This window comes from Hyphomicrobium nitrativorans NL23, assembly GCF_000503895.1.
Taxonomy (GTDB): Bacteria; Pseudomonadota; Alphaproteobacteria; order Rhizobiales; family Hyphomicrobiaceae; genus Hyphomicrobium_C; species Hyphomicrobium_C nitrativorans.
In genome coordinates, this window is record NC_022997.1 from 1,327,758 (window position 1) to 1,346,689 (window position 18,932).

Annotated in this window: 16 protein-coding genes; 7 read left to right on the forward strand and 9 right to left on the reverse strand. The window is 64.9% G+C overall.

The window, feature by feature from the left end; translation table 11 throughout:
• Positions 1–58 precede the first annotated feature (58 nt).
• Positions 59–496, reverse strand: a complete 438-nt coding sequence (locus W911_RS06170; protein ID WP_023786664.1) for a hypothetical protein — start codon at positions 494–496, stop codon at positions 59–61.
• Between the two features lie 754 nt (positions 497–1,250).
• Here W911_RS06170 and W911_RS06175 point away from each other — a divergent pair.
• Positions 1,251–3,998 (forward strand): TonB-dependent receptor family protein, encoded by a 2,748-nt coding sequence (locus tag W911_RS06175; RefSeq protein ID WP_041316365.1) that lies wholly within the window; start codon positions 1,251–1,253, stop codon positions 3,996–3,998.
• Between the two features lie 79 nt (positions 3,999–4,077).
• Here W911_RS06175 and W911_RS06180 read toward each other — a convergent pair whose 3' ends face one another.
• On the reverse strand, positions 4,078–4,455 hold the full coding sequence (locus W911_RS06180; RefSeq protein WP_023786666.1) for a hypothetical protein: 378 nt from the start codon (positions 4,453–4,455) through the stop codon (positions 4,078–4,080).
• A 314-nt stretch (positions 4,456–4,769) separates the two neighbouring features.
• Between W911_RS06180 and W911_RS06185 the strand changes: the two genes are divergently transcribed.
• Complete coding sequence (locus tag W911_RS06185) at positions 4,770–5,738, forward strand: 2-hydroxyacid dehydrogenase (protein ID WP_023786667.1); 969 nt, start codon at positions 4,770–4,772, stop codon at positions 5,736–5,738.
• 87 nt (positions 5,739–5,825) lie between these two features.
• Here W911_RS06185 and W911_RS06190 read toward each other — a convergent pair whose 3' ends face one another.
• Positions 5,826–6,269 (reverse strand): hypothetical protein, encoded by a 444-nt coding sequence (locus tag W911_RS06190; protein WP_023786668.1) that lies wholly within the window; start codon positions 6,267–6,269, stop codon positions 5,826–5,828.
• A 97-nt stretch (positions 6,270–6,366) separates the two neighbouring features.
• Between W911_RS06190 and W911_RS06195 the strand changes: the two genes are divergently transcribed.
• Positions 6,367–7,296, forward strand: coding sequence for a patatin-like phospholipase family protein (locus tag W911_RS06195; RefSeq protein WP_023786669.1), 930 nt, complete (start codon positions 6,367–6,369; stop codon positions 7,294–7,296).
• Positions 7,297–7,312: 16 nt separating this feature from the next.
• Here the strand turns inward: W911_RS06195 and W911_RS06200 are convergent, their stop codons facing one another.
• Together W911_RS06200 and W911_RS18695 are read right to left on the reverse strand one after the other, a co-directional pair.
• Complete coding sequence (locus W911_RS06200; protein WP_041317683.1) at positions 7,313–7,777, reverse strand: nucleoside deaminase; 465 nt, start codon at positions 7,775–7,777, stop codon at positions 7,313–7,315.
• Positions 7,778–7,826: 49 nt separating this feature from the next.
• Positions 7,827–8,129 carry a hypothetical protein gene (locus W911_RS18695; protein ID WP_023786671.1) on the reverse strand — a complete coding sequence of 101 codons (303 nt, stop codon included), beginning with the start codon at positions 8,127–8,129 and terminating at the stop codon, positions 7,827–7,829.
• A gap of 165 nt (positions 8,130–8,294) precedes the next feature.
• On the opposite strand from W911_RS18695, the gene W911_RS06205 reads away from it, so the two are divergent.
• Both W911_RS06205 and rsmD read left to right on the forward strand, forming a co-directional pair.
• Positions 8,295–9,263 carry a pseudouridine synthase gene (locus tag W911_RS06205; RefSeq protein ID WP_280113258.1) on the forward strand — a complete coding sequence of 323 codons (969 nt, stop codon included), beginning with the start codon at positions 8,295–8,297 and terminating at the stop codon, positions 9,261–9,263.
• Positions 9,263–9,838, forward strand: coding sequence for a 16S rRNA (guanine(966)-N(2))-methyltransferase RsmD (rsmD, locus tag W911_RS06210; protein ID WP_023786673.1), 576 nt, complete (start codon positions 9,263–9,265; stop codon positions 9,836–9,838). Before W911_RS06205 ends, rsmD begins: the two co-directional genes overlap by 1 nt.
• Positions 9,839–9,841: 3 nt before the next feature.
• On the opposite strand, the gene mutL is transcribed toward rsmD, so the two are convergent.
• Positions 9,842–11,632 (reverse strand): DNA mismatch repair endonuclease MutL, encoded by a 1,791-nt coding sequence (gene mutL, locus W911_RS06215; protein WP_023786674.1) that lies wholly within the window; start codon positions 11,630–11,632, stop codon positions 9,842–9,844.
• A 93-nt stretch (positions 11,633–11,725) separates the two neighbouring features.
• Entirely contained in the window at positions 11,726–12,145 is a 420-nt protein-coding gene (locus W911_RS18315; RefSeq protein ID WP_158412839.1) for a hypothetical protein, read from the reverse strand.
• Between the two features lie 128 nt (positions 12,146–12,273).
• Between W911_RS18315 and W911_RS06225 the strand changes: the two genes are divergently transcribed.
• Complete coding sequence (locus W911_RS06225; protein WP_023786676.1) at positions 12,274–13,671, forward strand: FAD-binding oxidoreductase; 1,398 nt, start codon at positions 12,274–12,276, stop codon at positions 13,669–13,671.
• Positions 13,672–13,950: 279 nt separating this feature from the next.
• Here the strand turns inward: W911_RS06225 and W911_RS17230 are convergent, their stop codons facing one another.
• Positions 13,951–15,405 (reverse strand): thermonuclease family protein, encoded by a 1,455-nt coding sequence (locus W911_RS17230; protein WP_023786677.1) that lies wholly within the window; start codon positions 15,403–15,405, stop codon positions 13,951–13,953.
• A gap of 254 nt (positions 15,406–15,659) precedes the next feature.
• Between W911_RS17230 and W911_RS06235 the strand changes: the two genes are divergently transcribed.
• The gene (locus W911_RS06235; RefSeq protein WP_023786678.1) at positions 15,660–16,211 is read left to right on the forward strand and encodes a tetratricopeptide repeat protein; all 552 of its coding nucleotides are present in this window, start codon (positions 15,660–15,662) and stop codon (positions 16,209–16,211) included.
• Positions 16,212–16,276: 65 nt separating this feature from the next.
• On the opposite strand, the gene W911_RS06240 is transcribed toward W911_RS06235, so the two are convergent.
• Positions 16,277–18,661 (reverse strand): WD40 repeat domain-containing serine/threonine protein kinase, encoded by a 2,385-nt coding sequence (locus tag W911_RS06240; protein WP_023786679.1) that lies wholly within the window; start codon positions 18,659–18,661, stop codon positions 16,277–16,279.
• Between the last annotated feature and the right edge of the window lie 271 nt (positions 18,662–18,932).

The window sequence follows — 18,932 nt, forward strand, 5'->3', positions numbered from 1 at the left end:
CTGTGATGGACGGCCTCGGGGCCAACTTGCTCCACAGTGAATACCCTTTGCTACGCTGCTACTTCGACAGTTCGACGTCGGTCAGCGATTTGACGGAGAGGCGGCCAAGGCAATCCTCGATCGCGCTGGCGGGGCCCTTGCACTCCATGACATCGTTGATCAGGAAGCTGCCGATTTCGTCGCATTTGTTATCGAGATCGAACAGTTTGACCGTGCGCTTCTTCGGCTTGAGGGGTGCCAGATCCATCGCGAAGCGGCGGCCGATGACGCCGTTTTTTTGGAAGAGGACGAGGTCGAGCTTCAGGCTCTCGTACTCGGTGGGGCTGTCGTTATTGACGACCAAGTAGGCGCGGCAACCGCTGCCTTGGGCTTCGAGCTTGTTGAGTTCGACGGACAGGCCGGATTCCTGAGCCGCGGCCGGAAAGCCGGCAAGGGAAAGGGTGGCAAGAGCGACGATGCCGAGGGCGCTGCCTCTGGTGCGGGTGAATAGGGTCAAAAAAACCTCCTAGACTTGCAGAGTTTTTGCTGTCGGCTTGCTTGGATTGCCCGTTTGCCACGCTGATCGGGGCGCCCTGCACGCTCTTTATCTCGTTCCATTATAACCTGACACGGCGACTCCGTCCCGCCGCAGTTCGCGCTATGTCAGAGCCCTGAGGTCCCCCGCCTAGGCCGTTGGCATTGTGTCGGTTTGACGCAGAGAGCCGCTGGTCAATATCCCAACATCGGGGGCGGAATCAACCGATCGAATTTCAATTGTCTCGCAGAGGTGAAATCCGAGGTTCGCTCTCGAACGGTCGGGTTCGGCCCGATCTCGTGGCTCCATCAGGAAATCGGGAAAAAGTCCCGACCTGAGTGCTCGTGAGTGGAGCGTTCCATCGGGGTTCTTTCCCGCCTCTGGGCGTCTGGTTCGCGCCCATGTCCGCCCAATGCGCATGTTCCCGATGTCTTTGACTTCCCAATGCTCTCTGGCGTTGCGGCGCTGTTTTGGCGCGTCACGCCGACACTCCGCGCAGGCGACGCTGTCCTGGTGGCAAAAGCTACGGAAAGTATCTCCGTATAACACCGGATGTTATGATGCGGACGAGCAACACCTGATGTGGTTTCGTCTTTCCCGGAATGGATTGGGAATTTGTCACTATTGTCGCAGCCGTCTCTCTCAGACATTGCTGATTTTGACCTAAACGTGGCGAACCGGACGGAAAACATCTGCCGTGTATCGCCCTGCGGGTTGTGCCTGAGGGGAGGTAGGGATGAAGGTGGTTACGACCAGATCTGCAATTTTCGCGATAGGGCTCGCCGGACTGAGTTCCGGTGTCTTGGCGCAGAACGCCGCCCAGCCGGCCGAAGGGCAGTTGCCCGAGGTCGAGGTCATTCAGCAAAAGGCTCCGCCTGCGAAAAAGAAGGCCGCCCCGATTGCGAAAAAGGCGGCGCCGCCAGCCGCGGTGCCTCAGCCCATGCCGCCGCCTCAGGAGGCGTTCGACGAGGAGGCGCCTGCGCTGGCCAATTCGCCCTACGGTTCTCCAGCCAGCGGCGGTGCCCAGGCCCGCGCGGAGCAATCGGCGCAGACGCCGATCAACCCTACCCAACTCGTGCCCGAGACCCTCGACGGGTTCTCTGCTGCTGCGACGCAGCTCACGCCGCAATTGTTGACGGAGCGCCAGCCGCGCAACATCAACGAGGCGCTGACACGGGTGCCGGGCGTCATCATCATCAACGACGACGCCAATGCCCATCACGGCGGCGTCGCCGTTCGCGGCGCGCCGGCGCGCCGGTCGCGCAAGATGCTCGTCATGGAAGACGGCCACGCGGTCAACCTCGCGCTCTGGCTCGATCCTTCGGTGCATTACTGGGGGCCAATGGACCGCTATGAAAGCGTGGAGGTGATCCGTGGAACCGTCGTCACGCACGGGCCGAACAACAACTTCGGCGTGATCAATGCGCGGAACCTGTCGCCTTTCGGCCCCAACGAGACGGTGATCAGCTCGGCAATCGGGTTCACCAAGACGCGCACGGGCTCGTTCCGCGAATTCGAAGGCGACGGTCCTGGGAGCGTGCCTGAGGCCGACGACGACATCTTCTTCGGAACGTCCGACACGGACATCTCCGCCCGCTGGCATACGCATACACGCCAATCGATCGGCAATGTCGGTGTCGTCGCCTCATACTCCGGCGCAAACGTGCAAGGCGTGTGGGATACGGAGCGCTTGCGCTTCAACGATTTCTACGGCGCGATAGGCTGGAAGGGATCGAGCTCGGATCTCATCGTTTCGGCTTCGTACGCACGTCAGCGCGACAATTACGACGAACAGAACTTCCTCGGGAACTACGAACTCGGCGATTTCAACGCCGCGGACGAGGACGACGCCGAGGAACAGGCCGAGGCTGTCGCAGCGGGTTTCATGGGCCTTGCCGAGCAGCAGTTCAAAATGCTGAAGCACTGCAAGACGTGCTTTGCGCCCGGTGCCGGTCTCAACACGTATGCGGGCGACGTCTGGCGCGGCCAGATCGTGCACAACGCCTATCTCGACGAGGATACGACAATCACGACGCGGCTCTATGCCGGCAAGCATCAGCGCGACCGCTATCAGCTTATGCGGTTCAGCTCGCTGCCCGACGGCACGCCGGAAACGAACCCCGGCCAACCCGTGTTTGACGAGGATACGCCGCCCTTCGCCGATGGCGTGGAGGATAGTGCGGTCTTCTTCGGCGAGAACACGATGTTCGGGCGGCTGCGCACGTTCCGCCATGTCGGCGCGGAAATGCGCGGCGAGTGGGCGAACCAGAACATTCTCGGCTTCAACAATACGCTTCAGGCGGGTGTCCGCTACGAATACCAGGACATGACCAACCGCAACTTCATCGGCCTCGAAAACGAGATCCTGAAGAAGGGCGACAAGGCGGGCGCGACGATCTTCGATCGCGAGCTCGATTCGAATGCGGTTTCAGGCTTCCTGCAATCGAATGTCGAGGTTGCACGCGATTTCAACGTCGTGCCGGGCGTTCGCTTCGAATGGTATCGCGCCAGCCGCATCAATCGCGTCGTGGCACGCGAGGAAAGCGAAGCCGGCGGTGGCGACGACGGCGATTGCGCGGCGAATTTCGGAGATCCGGACTGCCTGGAGATCGACGGTCTGGTGCTCAATCCCGATCCACGGAAAGAAAGCTTCGACAATTTCCACGCGCTTCCGGGTGTCGCCTTCGCCTACACGGGCTTCCACCGGACGACCGTCTTCGGCGGCTATCACCGTGGCATGTCGACGGGTGTCCTGCGTAACGAGGACTTCCCGGTCAAGGACGAGATCGGCGACAACTTCAATCTGGGTTTGCGCAGCACGGCGATTCGCGGCCTCGATTTCGAGGTGGCGGGTTTCTACCAGCGTCTTCAGGATTACCAGTTCGGCGCGTCGTTCAACGCCGCCGTCGACAGGTCCTACGGGCGCGCGGACGAGGTCGAGATCAGCGGTGTGGAACTTTACAGCCGCTTGAACTCGCAGCCCTTCACGGGCGGCTCGTTCAACGTCTATGCCGAGGGCAACTACACCTACTCTCGCGGCATCTTCAAAGACCTGATTACGCCCGACGGAGACGACTTCAGCGGCAACCGCATTCCTGAAGTGCCGCTGCAGGTGGCCGCTCTTACGCTGGGCGTCGAGCAGCGGACCGGCTGGCGCTGGGATGCGAGCGTGACGTGGACGTACCGCGGTTCGTTCTTTACCGACGAGGCCAACACGCCCTTCGGGTTCGGTGGCGAGCTTGAGTGCGACGACGAGGGTGGCGGCGTGTTCGAATGCGAGATCGAAGAGGCCGGCGAGGACGGAAAGGTCCCCAGCATCTGGTTGCTCTCGGCCCGCTTCAATCTCGATATCGGCGATACGGGCGCGAGCATCTTCGTGGCTGGCGATAACCTGCTCAACAAGTTCTACATCTCCGACCGCGAGGACGGCATGAAGCCCGGTATCGGCCGCACGATCTGGACGGGCTTCAAGTACAAGTTCTGATCGCGATCTTCTCCCGCGACGGCAAGGGCGCGGCGCTCTACAGAGGGGCGCCGCGTTTTTGCGTCGGGAGAGGAAGCTTTCAGGAGCGGTAGATCTCGGCCGAGCCGGCCAGGATGTCGTAGGTGCAGGACAGCCCTGCCGGACCGTCTCCCAGGATCAAGTAGGGCTGGCGGTAGCGGGCGTCCCACAACTCGTGGTCGATCTGCCAGAGCTGGACTCGGACCGCAGGGTTGCCCACGGAGATCCGCGGCACGGCGCTGCTCACCCAATCGAGCGTGTGGGGGGCGAGGCCGCCCGTGCTGCTTGCGGCGAAGAGCGAGACGCGGGCGCATGCGTCCGCAGCGCGCGCCCGGTAGGCAGAAACGAGCGCTTCTTCCGTGGCGGAGCGGTAGGCGGTCTCGTGGGCCCAGATCTTGAGCACGGCGAGCAGTGCCAGAACAAGGAGCAGGACCCTCATGACGGCATCGCAATCTCGGCCGGGGAATCGGCCGGTCAGGGGAGAGAAATGGCTGCGCGCCCGCGAAAAACGGCTTCAGGGGCGCGGCTTCAAATGTGCCGCTCACATGGTGAACAAACGGTTTATTCCGGTTGCGCCGAGGCTCGGCGGGCCTCACGGACGCAGCCCTGACCGGGCCGCTCCGCTGGCGCCTTTCGCCGCTGCGGCCGCGTCTCGCCCCGAAAGGCTTGTCAGAACGCCGTTCCTGCGGCATGGATCGCGGCCAGTCTCAGACCAAAGTCGAAATCGCCGGAACACGGGGGAGGACGCAACCCATGGCTAAGAAGAAGATCCTGATCACATGGCCTCTGCCCGAGGCCGTCATGGCCCGCGCCCGCGAGACCTACGACGTCATCGCGCACAACGGCGAGCCGAAGATCACCATCGACGAGATGCTGGAGACGGCGAAGTCCGTCGACGCTATCCTGCTGACACTCAACGAGAAGTGTCCGAAGGAGGTCATCGACCGTATTCCCGAGAACATCAAGTGCGTCTCGACGTTCTCGATCGGCTTCGATCACATCGATCTCGAAGCCTGCAAGGCGCGCGGCATCAAGGTCGGCAACGCGCCCCACGGCGTGACGGTCGCGACGGCTGAAATCGCCATGCTCCTGCTGCTCGGTTCGGCGCGGCGCGCGGCCGAAGGCGAAAAGATGATCCGCACCCGCTCGTGGCCGGGCTGGCAGCCGCTGCAACTCGTCGGGCAGCGGCTCGACAACAAGAAGCTCGGCATCTACGGCTTCGGCAAGATCGGTCAGGCTCTCGCGCAGCGTGCGCGCGGCTTCGACATGGAGATCCACTACTACGATATCTACCGCGCCAAGCCCGAGGTGGAAGCGAAGTACAACGCCGTCTATCACGACAGCCTCGACAGCCTGCTCAGCGTTTCGGAGTTCTTCTCCATCAACGCGCCGTCGACGCCGGAGACGCGTTACTTCTTCAATAAAGACGTGATCGCGAAGCTGCCGCAGGGCGCGATTGTCGTGAATACGGCGCGCGGCGACCTCGTCAACGACGAAGACATGATCGCGGCGCTCAAGTCGGGCCGTCTCGGCTATGCGGGCCTCGACGTGTTCGCGGGCGAGCCCAAGATCCACGAGGGCTACTACGACTTGCCGAATACGTTCCTGTTCCCGCATCTGGGATCGGCGGCCGTGGAAGCGCGCAACCAGATGGGCTTCGAGGCGCTCGACAACATCGACGCGTTCTTCGCCGGGAAAGACATGCCGTTCAAGCTGGCGTAAGCGAAGCAGGGCTTGGAAACAAGAAACCGGGGGGACGCGTCCCCCCGGTTTTCTTTTGTACCCGAGTTTGAAGCCGATGCCCTGGCCTTAGTTCGCAAGGCCTGCTTGCTTCTCTCTCTTTTCTTCCGCCCGAATGCGGGTCAGCATGTCCTGCACCATTTCGCGGGACTGGTCGTTGCAAGCGTTTGGCTGGCTATACATGAAATCGTAGTCGCGGGCGATACGCGGGAAGGCCGTTTCGGCCAAGCGGCGGTTGGCCGTGCTTTCCGACATGAACGTCGCCTGGTGCTGCTCGATGTAGGTGTCGAGCTCTACGACCTCCGCGGGCGACATGTGATTGGTGCATTTGATACCGATCACGCGGGCAGCGATCGCGCCGCCGATGGAGGCCGACGTACCGGGCCAGCGTTCGGCGAATGCGCTCGAAGCGGTTGCGGCGGCGGTCGCGAGGGCCAGTATCACGCAGGCAACGCGCGGCCTCGAAGAATTCAGCATGATCAACTCCGTCATCAACGCCGCGCGCCGGCTCATCCGGCCTGCTTCGCGGCTTACATCCCCGACCGTTTTGCACGGACGCCAGGGCCTCTCTATATGGTGCAGGGAGAGAGGGCATCTCTGAGGCTTGATCATGGCAGACCCCGGACCATCGGGCATTGCGGCAAAACGCGGCCGTTCTTCTGGGCCGTCAGCGGCGGGACAGGGGCCGAGAATCGGCCTTGTTTTGGGCGGAGGGGGCGCACGCGGGCTTGCGCATATCCTCATGCTGGAAGTCTTCGACGAGTTCGGGATCAAGCCCGCGGTGATCGCGGGCAGCTCGATCGGGGCGATTTTCGGGGCTGCGTACGCTGCCGGGCTTTCCGGCTGCGAGATCCGCGAAGCGACGGAGGAGGCGCTCGGAAATCGCTTCGAGTTGATCCGCAGTCTTTTCACGGCACGCGCCGCCCGTGCGATCAATTCCCGCAATCCGTTCACGAGCCGTGCCGCGTTTCTGGCGCCCGGCGGGCTGCTCGACGTGCTCCTGCCGCCGCGAGTGCCGGACACCTTCGAGGCACTCGAAATTCCGCTGCGGATCGTGGCCAGCGATTTCTATGCGCTCGAGTCGGTCGTGCTTTCGTCGGGGCCGCTCCGTCCCGCCGTGGCGGCCAGCATGGCGTTGCCCGTCATCTTCGAGCCGGTGCTGATGGATGGGCGCAGTCTTGTCGACGGAGGGCTCACGAACCCGCTTCCGTTCGACATTCTCGTGGGAGAGGCAGACGTCCTCGTTGCCATCGACGTGTCCGGCACAACGGTGCCCTCGCCCAAGCGCGCGCGCCCAACGGCCATCGAGGCGCTGTTTTCTTCGTCATTTCTGTTCGAGCGGTCCATCGTGCGCGAAAAGCTCAAGTCGCATCGGCCCGATATCTACATCGACGCGGGTACGGGCCGGTATCAGGCGCTGGAGTTTCTGAAGATGCGCGAGATTTTCGCGGCGGCGCAACCGGCGCAAGACGCGCTGAGGGAGCGTCTCTCTCTGTTGCTCGACACAAACGCGGGCGCGCAGGTGATCGGAAAAACCTAGGCTGAGTGCGGCTTCGTCAGTCCAATCGTCGCGTGGCGAAGAACTCGCGCAGAAGGGTGGCCGCTTCTACTTCGCCGAGGCCTGGATAGAGATCCGGCCGATGATGGCACGTCGTCTGGCTGAAGATGCGGGGTCCATGCTCGACGCCGCCGCTTTTCGGGTCGGACGCGCCGTAATAGAGGCGACGAATGCGCGCGAAGGAAATGACGGCCGCACACATCGGGCAGGGTTCGAGTGTGACGTAGAGGTCGTGGTCGATGAGACGCTCGCTGCCGAGCTCGGCAGCGGCGGCGCGGATGACCAGCATTTCGGCGTGGGCGGACGGGTCGGACTGCTCGCGGGTTCGGTTTCCGGCGGTGGCGACGATGCTGCCCGAGGGGGCTACGAGCACGGCTCCGACGGGCACTTCGCCGCGTTCGCCCGCGGCGCGCGCCTCTTCCAATGCGCGTTCCATGTGGCCGAGGCGGGTCTGAGCTGCCATAAGGTCGTCATCCATCATCCTCGTAAGCCCCATGCCCAAAGACAAATCATCATTCGGTCATCGCCCGCCCAAGGGCAAGCCGCAAGGCCGCCGCTCCGATAAGAAGCCGTTTGGCAGCGGGAAGCCGCCGGGTGCTGGACGCCCGCCACGTGCCGGGAAGCCCTCCGCGCCGCGCGACGAGCGCGCGTCCGGAGATGTGCGCTCCCGACGTGACGGCGGCTTCGTGCTTTACGGCCGCCCCAAGGGCGAAGGGCGCCCGCAGCGCGAGGACCGCGCCCAACGCGACGGGCGGCCCCAGCGTGAAGGACGGTCTCAGCGCGAGGATCGCCCTCAGCGGGACGGACGTCCGCAACGTCAGTTTTCCGTGCGGCCGCAGCGCGAGGCGCGCTCCGTGAAGGATGGGCGCCCACAGCGAGACGGGCGGCCGATGCCGGAGGGCGGTCTACGCCGGAGCGGGCCGTCGCCGCGTACGACTTCGCCAAGATCTGTGCCGCAGGGGCCTGCCGTTTCCGAACCGATGCGGATTGCGAAGGCTATGGCGCGGGCGGGGCTATGCTCGCGTCGGGAAGCCGAACGCTGGATCGCGGACGGGCGCGTCAACGTCAACGGCCAGGTGCTCACCACGCCTGCGGTCGAGGTGAAGCCGAAGGATCGCGTGCTCGTGGACGGGCGGCCGCTGCCGGTGGCGGAGCCTGCGCGCCTCTGGCGGTACAACAAGCCGAAGGGGGTCGTGACGACGCATAACGATCCGCAGGGGCGGCCGACCGTGTTCGACAGCCTTCCACCGGATCTGCCGCGCGTGATCTCAGTCGGGCGTCTCGATTTCAACACCGAGGGCCTGATCCTGCTCACCAACGATGGGGAGCTTGCGCGCCATCTGGAGCTGCCTGCGACCGGCTGGCTGCGGCGCTATCGCGTGCGGGCGAAGGGACGCGTGAACGCGCCCGAACTCGAAGCGCTCAAAGACGGTGTCGAGATCGAGGGCGTGCGTTACGGGCCGGTCGAGGTCGCTATCGATACGATGCAGGGCGCCAATACGTGGCTTACGGTCGGGATCCGCGAAGGCAAGAACCGCGAAGTCCGCAAGGTGCTCGCGCATCTGGGGCTCGAAGTGAACCGGCTCATCCGGGTCTCGTTCGGGCCGTTCCAGTTGCTCGATCTGAAGCCGGGAGAGGCCGAATCCGTGAAGCGGCGCGTGCTCGCCGATCAGCTTGGTGCGGAACTTGCCGAACAGTTCGGTCTGCTCGACGACCGGGAGGAAAAGCCGCAGGCCAAAAAGCCTGGTTTCAAGAAAGTTCGCGCCGTGAAGGAGCGTGACGTCAACGAGCGCGGCGACAACGATCATGGCCGCAAGTCATATGGCGGCAAGGAACAATCCGACCGGCGCTCGCCGCCGCAGCGCGACGGGAAGCCCCGCAGCGCGGGGGGTCGCAAGGGCACATTCCAAAAGGGCGGGCCCCGCAAAGATAGGCGCGAGAAACCCTGATGCGTGTTGTGGGCGGCAAATTTCGCGGGCGCGCGATTGCTGCGCCCCGGCATGAGGGGGTGCGGCCGACATCCGACCGCGTGCGCGAATCCGTTTTCAACATTCTCGAACACGGGATTGCGGAGTTCTCCCTCGATGGCGCGCGCGTGATCGATCTTTTTGCGGGTACGGGCGCGCTCGGCATCGAGGCCGTTTCGCGGGGAGCCGCCTATGCGCTGTTCGTGGAGGATGCCGCGGAGGCGCGGGCGCTCATTCGCACCAATGTGGAAGCGTTGGGATTGACGGGCTCGACACGGATCTTCCGGCGCGATGCAACCGATCTCGGTCCTGCCGGCACCATGGCGCCGTTCTCGCTCGCCTTCCTCGATCCGCCGTATGGCAAGGGGTTCGGCGAGGCTGCGCTTGCCGCGCTCCGAGACGGCGGCTGGCTTACGCCCGGCGCGGTTGTGATGCTCGAAGAGCGCGGGGATGCGGAGGTCGTGTTGCCGGATGGCTTCACGGAGCTGGACCGGCGGCGCTGGGGCGATACGCAAGCCGTGTTCGGGCGGTTCGGCTCGTCTCCGCCTCAGTCCTGAGCCTCACGTCCGGCCGAACAGGCGCTCGATGTCGGACCGTTTCAGTTCGACGTAGGTCGGACGGCCGTGATTGCATTGGCCCGAGAAGGGGGTGGCTTCCATCTCGCGGAGAAGCGCGTTCATCTCGGCGCCCGTCAAGCGGCGGCCGGCGCGCACGCTGCCGTGACAGGCCATGCGGGACGCAATCGCTTCCAGGCGTTCGCGCAACGGCGCGGCCGAGCCCTCGGCCAGGAGATCGGCGGCAAGATCCTTCACGAGGCCGTCGACATCGGACGTTCCGAGCAGCGCGGGAACCTCGCGTACGGCGATTGCACCCGCGCCGAAGCGTTCCAGCACGAGGCCAAGCTCGGTGAGCTCTTCGGATTTTTCTTCGAGGGCTGCCGCTTCGTCGTCGCCCACGTCCACCACGGCCGGAATGAGAAGCGCCTGACGTGCCACGCCGCCGTTTTCGAGGGCGCTTTTCAGACGTTCGTAGACCAGGCGTTCGTGCGCGGCGTGCTGATCGACGATGACGACGGAGTTTTCCGTCTCGGCGACGATGTAGGTGTCATGCAGTTGGGCCCGGGCGGCGCCGAGCGGGCGGGCGCGATGATCGGATGCGGGCGCTTCCTCATGCACGCTGGTGTCGGCGGCGGGCGCGGAAAACTCGACGAAAGCCGCCTGCTGTTCTTCGGCGAAGCCGCCGAGAGGACGAGAGGCGTGCGCGGCGTCTCGGTCCGGATAGGCTGGCGGCGGAGGCGTTCCCGTGCGCGCCAGGGTTTCGAGCGTCCTTGCGCCGCCCTGTGCGCTGGCGCGAAAGCCGGCCGCTTCGAGCGCGTGGCGTAGCGCTCCGATCAGGAGGCCGCGCACCGCGCCGCCATCGCGGAACCGGACTTCGGTTTTCGCGGGATGAACGTTCACGTCCACCTCGGACGGCGGAAGCGTCACGAAGAGGGCAAGCAAGGGATGGCGTCCGCGCGGGACGAGATCGCCGTAAGCCGCGCGCACCGCGCCCGTCACGAGCTTGTCGCGCACGGGCCGGCCGTTGACGAAAAGGAACTGCTGAGCTGCGTCCGGTCGATGTAGCGTCGGCAGGCCCGCGAAGCCGTGGACTCCGATATCGTCGCGCTCGCCCCGGACCGGCACGGCGTCGCTCATGAACGCCGCACCCATGATACGGCCGAGGCGCTTCAAGAGGCCGTCGGCGTTCGGTTCGCACGCGGGCAGGCTGAGGCTCGTGCGTTCTCCCATCGTCAGCGAAAACCCGACATGAGGATGCGCCATGGCGAGGCGCTTGACCGCTTCCGAGACGGCGAGATTTTCGGCCCGTTCCGATTTGAGAAATTTGAGGCGCGCGGGCGTGGCGGAGAAGAGGTCCCGCACCTCGATGCGCGTTCCTGGATTGAGGGCCGCCGGTTTCAACGCGTGCTTGGCGCCGCGGTCGACGACGATTTCCAGCGCGTCGCGTGCGCTCCGTGGGCGCGAGGTGATGACGAGGCAGGCGACCGAGCCGATAGACGGCAGCGCTTCGCCGCGGAAACCCAGTGTGTCGATGGCGAGGAGATCGTCGCTCGCGAGCTTGGATGTGGCATGGCGTTCGACGGCGAGATTGAGGTCGGCGGCGTCCATGCCGATGCCGTCGTCGGTGACGCGGATCAGCGAGAGTCCGCCTGCCGCGGTCACGATCTCGATTTCGCGCGCGCCTGCATCGAGCGCGTTCTCGACAAGCTCCTTCACGACGCTCGCCGGACGCTCGACCACCTCGCCCGCGGCGATGCGGTTGATCGTTTCGGGACTGAGCTGGCGGATGGCCATCGGGGCGGCGTGCCTCTGGTGTATCGTCGGCAGGTGTGAGGATTTTGCGATCCTGGTTACGCGAGTCTCGCGCGATTTCCCACCGCTGTGCGGTTAGCGCGCAGGCCGCCCGAGGATTTGGATGACGGTTTCGCCCGGCCTCATGCCGGGACGCTTCGAGATGTGGATTTCTCGCACCGCTTGGCGGTTCCGGATCCCAATCGGCCGGCTCTGGTGGCCGGGGCCCAGGCTCTCCTGGACGAGGGCGCGCTGAAGGCTGCCGTCCGCGAAGACGATTTCCACAGCTTCGAGGTGGAGCGCGAGGCTTCCCGAGCGGACGCGGATTTCCGAAAGTCGGGACTGGCCCGGGGAAAGGCGAAACGTGAGGCTCGCCGTCTGATGCGTGGTCCGCGCGGAGCCGATCAGCTCCAGTTCCTGGGCCGCGGCGGGCGAGACAAGGATCGCGTTGACGGCAAGCAAGAGCGCGAGGGCCAGAGCGGGGCATATGTTTCGGCAGCGCGTGGCGATTGTCACGTCTTCGGCTCCCCCTGGCTTGTGCGCGGCGTCCGACGGTTATACTGCCGAGCATAAGCGTATGCCGGCCATTTTAAATACGTCATCGGACGGGCGCGCGGTATGGCTGCTCAAGGGAGGTATGCGGGATGAGCCAGGCAACGGCCATAGCGGCAGCGCTCCGCGAGCTTGAGCGCATGTTCGGGGAGCGGGTCGCCACCGGCGAAGCCGTATGCCGCCAGCATGCGCATACGCTGACGTGGCTTCCCGCGCAGCCGCCCGATGGCGTGGTGTGGCCCGAGACAACCGACGAGGTGGCTGCCATCGTCACCGTTGCGGGCCAGCATGGCGTGCCCCTCATCCCATTCGGCGCAGGCACTTCGCTCGAAGGCCATGTGAACGCGCCGTTGGGCGGCATTTCTGTGGATCTCTCGCGCATGGCTCGGGTTGTGTGTGTTTCGCCGGCGGATCTCGATTGCACGGTCGAAGCGGGCGTGACGCGGGCGATGCTGAATGCTCACCTGCGCGACACCGGCTTGTTTTTCCCGGTGGATCCGGGGGCTGCCGACGCAACGCTGGGCGGCATGGCGGCGACGCGTGCATCGGGTACGACGACCGTGCGCTATGGCACGATGCGCGACAACGTGATTTCGCTCAAAGCGGTGATGGCAGACGGCTCCGTGATGACGACCGGCGGGCGCGCGCGCAAGTCGTCCGCCGGGTACGATCTGACGCGTCTCCTGGTCGGCTCGGAAGGCACACTTGGCATCATCACGGAACTGACGCTCAAACTTCATGCCCTTCCGGCGCGTGTGATCGCGACGGCCGCACCGTTCTCGTCAATCGCGGGCGCGTGCGAGGCCACGATCGAAGCGGGGGCCAGCGGGATCGCGCTGCAGCGCATCGAGCTTCTCGACACGGCGATGATCCGCGCGGTCAATGCGCATGCGAAGCTCGAACTTCAAGACACACCGCATCTTTTCGTCGAGATCGCGGGCGGCGCGGCTTCTGTGGAGGAGACGCTGGCGGCGTTTCAGGAGATCGCGCTGAGTAACGGAGCGTTGCGTTTCGATTGGGCCGAGGAGAGGCATGCGAAACGCCGGCTTTGGCAGGCGCGCCACGACGCGTATCCGGCGGTGGGCACGACGTGGCCCGGAAAAACGACGGTGGTCAGCGATGTGGCGGTGCCGCTGTCGGCGCTTGCCCAATGCGTGACGGAGACCGTGGCCGACATCGAAGCGTCGCGCCTGACGGCGCCGATCGTCGGGCATGTGGGCGACGGCAATTTCCACGTCATTCCGGTGTTCGATTGTGCGGATGCGAACGAGGTGGCGGCCGTACGCGCGTTTCTCGACCGGCTCGTTCGCCGCGCGCTTTCCCTCGGCGGGACGTGCACGGGAGAGCACGGTATCGGGCAGGGGAAGGCCGGGTATCTTGTCGAGGAGCTTGGGGAGCCGGCGATGGCTGCGATGCGGGCGATCAAGGGTGCGCTCGATCCTCGCGGCCTGCTTAACCCGGGTAAAATTCTGACGGCTCGGCGGCGGTAACAGTCCGTAAAAAATCCCATACTTAATAAAAGGTTATTTTATTCACTCCTACAGTTCTTTGTATTTGTAACTTGAAATATTAAGCAAGCGCCGCAATTCGTTTGTGCTATCTCTTGCAAAAAGCCGTTTTTTGGGGTGATATGGGAATTGCGAACGTGGCGCCGTCCCACCTATCCCCCCTAGGGGCGTCACAGTTCTTCAGCCCGCGACCTGCCCCCCCGGTCGCGGGCTTCTCATTTTTAAAGCCCGCTTTTCATAATATGCCCGATCGCTCATCCCTCAGGAGGGTGACGCGCGGCGCCAGCCTGCCGCCTGGGCTTCGCTTTCGCTACAGAACCAACGCTCTCCCCGGGCCCGGCTCAGCCGTACGCCGTCGTACGAGGCCGACCACGGAAGGATGTAGGTCCGTGCGCCGGACCGGATGCGGCCTTTGATCGGGCAGCCGTCGGGGGCCTTTTCTTTCGCCTCCGCCCAACGCCTCTCACGCCATTCCTGCGGGCGCTCGGGTTCGCCCGCCCAAAGCCCTTTCTTTTCCGACTGCGCATTCCTTTCGAGGCGCGCGTAGCTGTTCAGGAAAAAACTGCTGGCTGCGAATACCAATCCGGCTTCCAGCATTTTTTCAGCGAGGTTTGCGTCGCCTGCCGTGCATGAGCCCTTTTTGACGCCTCCTTCGAGTTCCTCTGCGATTTGGCAAGATACGGCCCGGCCGCGAACGAGGCGGGCGAGCGCATCGCGTGCCGCCCGGCCGCAGCGCCACCGGCCACTTGCGCGATGACAGGATTGGTTGGTTTCGGGGGCCTCAATGCCATCGAGCACGATCAGCGTGCTGCCAATCTTGAGCGTGTCGCCTGTGAGGGCCTGAGCGCGGCGGCTGGTGAGCGTCGTGGGATCGCTGCCGTCTGCTGTCGCCGTCGCCTTGGCGGTCGCGGCTGGCTTTTTCGCGGGCGCGGATGGTGTTGCGGCAACACGAACGGTCGTGTCCCCGCCCCCCGAGAATTGGCCGATGGCGGCAAATCCGGCCGCGGATACACCGATCAACGCCAGCAGTGCCATCACGGCGTTGCCGACGCGTACATGGCGGTCGCCGGGAAGATTGATCTGGTAGCCGCGCATCCGGGCGATGGGGCTGTCTTCGCTTGGATGCCAGCGGCGTTCGGGATCGGTGAGGGCAGCCAGGAGAACGAGCAGACCCACCACGACGGCGATGGCGGCCGCGACTTTGGCGTCGCCGTCGAAACCGAAGCTCCACGATCTGTAGGCCGCGCCGAGGGCCGCCAGGACGGCGACGACGGCGAGGATGAGATGGGTTCGCGGCCGGCGGACGACGGAGAGGACGGGCTCCAGCGCGGGCGCCAGCGGACCGCTCACGCCGCGGATCGAGGATGCGATCCAGGAGGCTGCCGCACCGATGCCGGCCGCAACGGCGATGGCGCCTGCTGCGAGGAAACCGGCCCCGATGCGGGCGGTCTTCGCGAGGGCCTGTCCCGTCCAGACCGCCGAGTGGACGAGGTTGGCGCTCAGGGCCTTTAGAGACCACCACGAGCCGGTTGCGGCTGCGCGCCCACCCGCGACGGCGGCGTCCATACCACGGCGGCCTGCCTCTTTCACATGGGCCTTGGCGGCGCCTTGCACGTCCTTGATACGCTGGCGACGTTCCTCGCGCCGCACCAGGATCGTGGTGCGGACGTAATCGCGCCACTCGAAGCCTTCGCTACGTTTTCGCCACCAGAGCAATTTTCTTCCCCGCGGTACGGTCTTCGTGGTCGTCGGTCGTGGAATGGCGGAGCTGCGTCGAAGCGGCACGCGGGCACGCGCTCCTGCCGGAGCCTTGGGCTGCAATGATGGCAGGGCTTTGGCCGAGCATAAGGAATCGCGTGGAATTCGGGCGCATGCGCGGCATGGACTTCGGCTTGGCCGGCGGTTAGAACACGAACAGAGACCAATAGCATGCGGAGGGCGAGGGGCTCGTCCTTCGGAAGGGGATTTCCATGACGGCATATCGGGGTTCGGCAGGTCGGTTCGGAACGGCGCGGGTCATTTTGGGTGCCTGCCTCGCGGCGGCGGTCGCTGCTCCCGCGTTCGCCAAGGACACAGGGCCGCTCAGCGCTCAGTGCGACGGCTTCGCCAAGGGCACAGCCGCATGGACGGCGTGCGTCGGCCAGCCTGCGCTCGCGATGGCGGATGCGGAACTCTTCTATGCCGGGTACTGGCTCGCCAAGAACGGCCGTTACGAAGAGGCGCTCGGTTATCTCACGCTCGCCCGCGAAAAAGACGAGCGGGTGCTCACCTACATCGGCTTCGCGACGCGCAAGCTCGGCCGCGTTGAAGAGGCCATGCCGCTCTACCGCGCGGCGCTTCAGCGGAATCCGGATTATGCGGTTGCGCGTGCCTATCTCGGAGAGGCGTTCCTCGCCCGGGGCGAAGCCGATCTTGCGCGCGCCGAGCTGTCGGAGATCGCATCGCGTTGCGGCGTGGCGTGTCCCGCTTATGTGGATCTCAACGGCCATATCCGCGACTTCGAGGCGCGTGCGCGGCTTTAGCTCTAAAAGCAATCGGCATCGCTGAACGAGATACGCACGGCTGTTTTAAGCGCCGTGCGTATTTTTTAGTTCGTGGCCGGGCGGATCGCGGGGTTCGCCCACAGGCGCACGATGCCGTCTTCTCCGGCGGAGACCAGGTGTCCTCCGTCCGGCGAGAAGCTCGCGGCGTGAATCGCACCTCTGTGGCCCGTGATGGTGCGCAGCGTGCGCCCGCGCCTCACATCCCAAATGCGAAGCTGTCCATCCGCGCCCGCGGAGGCGAGATGTGCGCCGTCGGGCGAGAACGACAGGCTGCCCACGCGGCCGCGATGGCCTTGCAGGCGGCGCTGAGTGCGGCTCTGGTTCGTCGACCACACGCGGATGTTGCCGTCGAGCCCGGCGGACGCGAGCTGTTGGCCATCGGCTGTGAAGGCGAGTGCGGTGACGAAATCTCCGTGCCCGCGATATGTTCGGATGCGGTCGAGCGTTTCCAGATTCCAGAGCTTGACCGATTTGTCCGCGCCGCCGGATGCGAGGCGTCGCCCGCGCGGCGTGGACACGTAGGCCAAAGCCTGAACGGAGCTGTCGTGTGCGTCGAGAACCTGGACGGGACCGGCGGGCGTCGCAGTATCCCACAGCGTCACTTTCCAGTCATGGCTGGCGGCGGCGAAACGGTCGGCGCGGCCGGTGAAGGCGAGTGACCAGATCTCGGCTTCGTTGCGCTTGAAGGTTGCGATGCGTTCGGCGCGTTGCCAATCCCACAGCACGATCTCGCCGCCGGGATGGCCGGTCAGCGCCTGCGTGCCGTGGAGGGCGAGCGCCGTTGCGGGACCATGGTCGAGTTCGATCGTGAGCGCGAGTTTGCCGGTGGACGTGTTCCAGACCTTGAGTCGCTGGTCGGCGCCGGCGGTCGCGATGGAGGCTCCATCGGCCGAGAATGCGACGTTCGTCACCGCGCCGACGTGCCCGCTCATCTCGGCCACGGGGCGGATGACGGGCGCTTCGGGCGGTTCCTCGCGGAGAGACGCCGTTTGAATGCCGGACGAGACCTCGCCGGTGCCGTGGCTTTCCAACCGGGGCATCCGATCCTGCATCGCCACCGCGCCGCTGGCGACGCCAACGCCGACGAGCAACTTGAACAGAACCGGGCGCCAGCGAATGCCGCCGCTGCGGATCTTGCGCGGACGGGCTGCGGCCTTGCGCTTTTCCTTGTCGTCCGCCTTGTTGGGCGGCTCCTTCACCACGATGGCGGCGCCAGCCGGATCCTTTTTCGTCTTCCGCAGGATCTTGGGCAGCCGAATGGCTTCGGACAGGGGCGCGAGCTTTTCCGTTCCGCCGGGCGCGGGGGAAGCCACGCGCTTCGGCGCGGGTTTTGGCTTCGGCGGAGCCTTCGGCTTCGCTGCGGCCTTGCTTTCCGCCGCTTCCGGCTTTTGCCTCAGGCCGTCCAGAAAATCGAGCATCCCGCCTTTCGGTCCCGGTGCGTCGGGCGGCGGAGGCGCTGTTGCGAGCTGAGGTTTTTTGACGACCGGCGTCTTTGCCGGTTTCGGCTTTTCGGGCGACGGCGGGACTTTCGAAAACCAACCCGGCTTTTCGGGATCGGGCGCGAGCAGCGCACCGCGCCAGGCTGCAATCGATTTCGGCCGGGATTCGGTCTGCAACGCGAGCGAGTGATCGATGGCCTTGAGGAAGCCCGCGCGATAGGAGGAGAGCGCGGCCTCGCGGGCCGGGATCAGTTCATCCTTGACCATGCGCGAAGGGCTGTCGGCGGGGCGCTTGCCCGCGACGGCGTGATAGAGCGTTGCGCCGAGGGCGTAGATGTCCGTCCACGGGCCTTGCTGCCGGCTCGTCTCGGCGTATTGCTCATACGGCGAATATCCGGGCTTTACGAGCGCGGACACGGTTTTCGAGTGCGCGAGGATCTCGCCGCGGGCCGAGCCGAAGTCGATCAGGACGGGCGTGCCGTCTTTGCGGATGATGATGTTGTCGGGGGCGATGTCGCGATGCAGGAAGTCCTGCGCGTGGATGAGTTCAAGCGCGTCGAGCAACGGCGCGACGATGGCGTCGAGCTCTTTCTGGCGCGGTGCGCGGCCGAGATCCTTGAGCCAGGCCTTGAGACTTTTGCCCTCTTCGAAGTGCAGCACCATGTAGGCCGTGTTGTTGGCCCGGAAGTAGCGGTAGACGCGGACGATGTTGGGGTGCGTGAACTTGGCGAGCGTCTGGGCTTCTTCGATGAAGCGGTCGAGGCCCCAGCGATAGTCGCTGGTGCAATCCTGCGAGCGGGGCGCTGCGTCCGACGTCGAGGTGCGCGCGGCGAAATCGGACGGGAAATATTCTTTGATGGTGACGCGCCGGTCGAGCGCGGTCTCGACGGCCAGATAGGTGATACCGAATCCCCCGGCACCGAGCACGCGCTCGATGCGGTAGTCACCGACAAGCTCCGTACCGCTTTTCAATGCGATCAGGTTGGTCATCAGCAGTTGGTCATCAGCTCGCGGGGCCCAGTCGTTGGCTCGGATGTCAGCTCAGTTTCGACGGAAACGTGCAAATCACCTCCTCCGCCCGTTGTGAAGCAGGATTGTGGCGGCGCCGTGCGCTTTCCGGCGAAAGTTTGCAGTATTCCCATCATAGGTTGCTTCATGGCCATGAAGCTGCCGCAGAGCGCGACAAAGACTTAAGACAGATTCGAGCCTGAGCATAAGCCCCATGCAGACCTACCCCCTGGAACCAATCCGGCTTCGACCG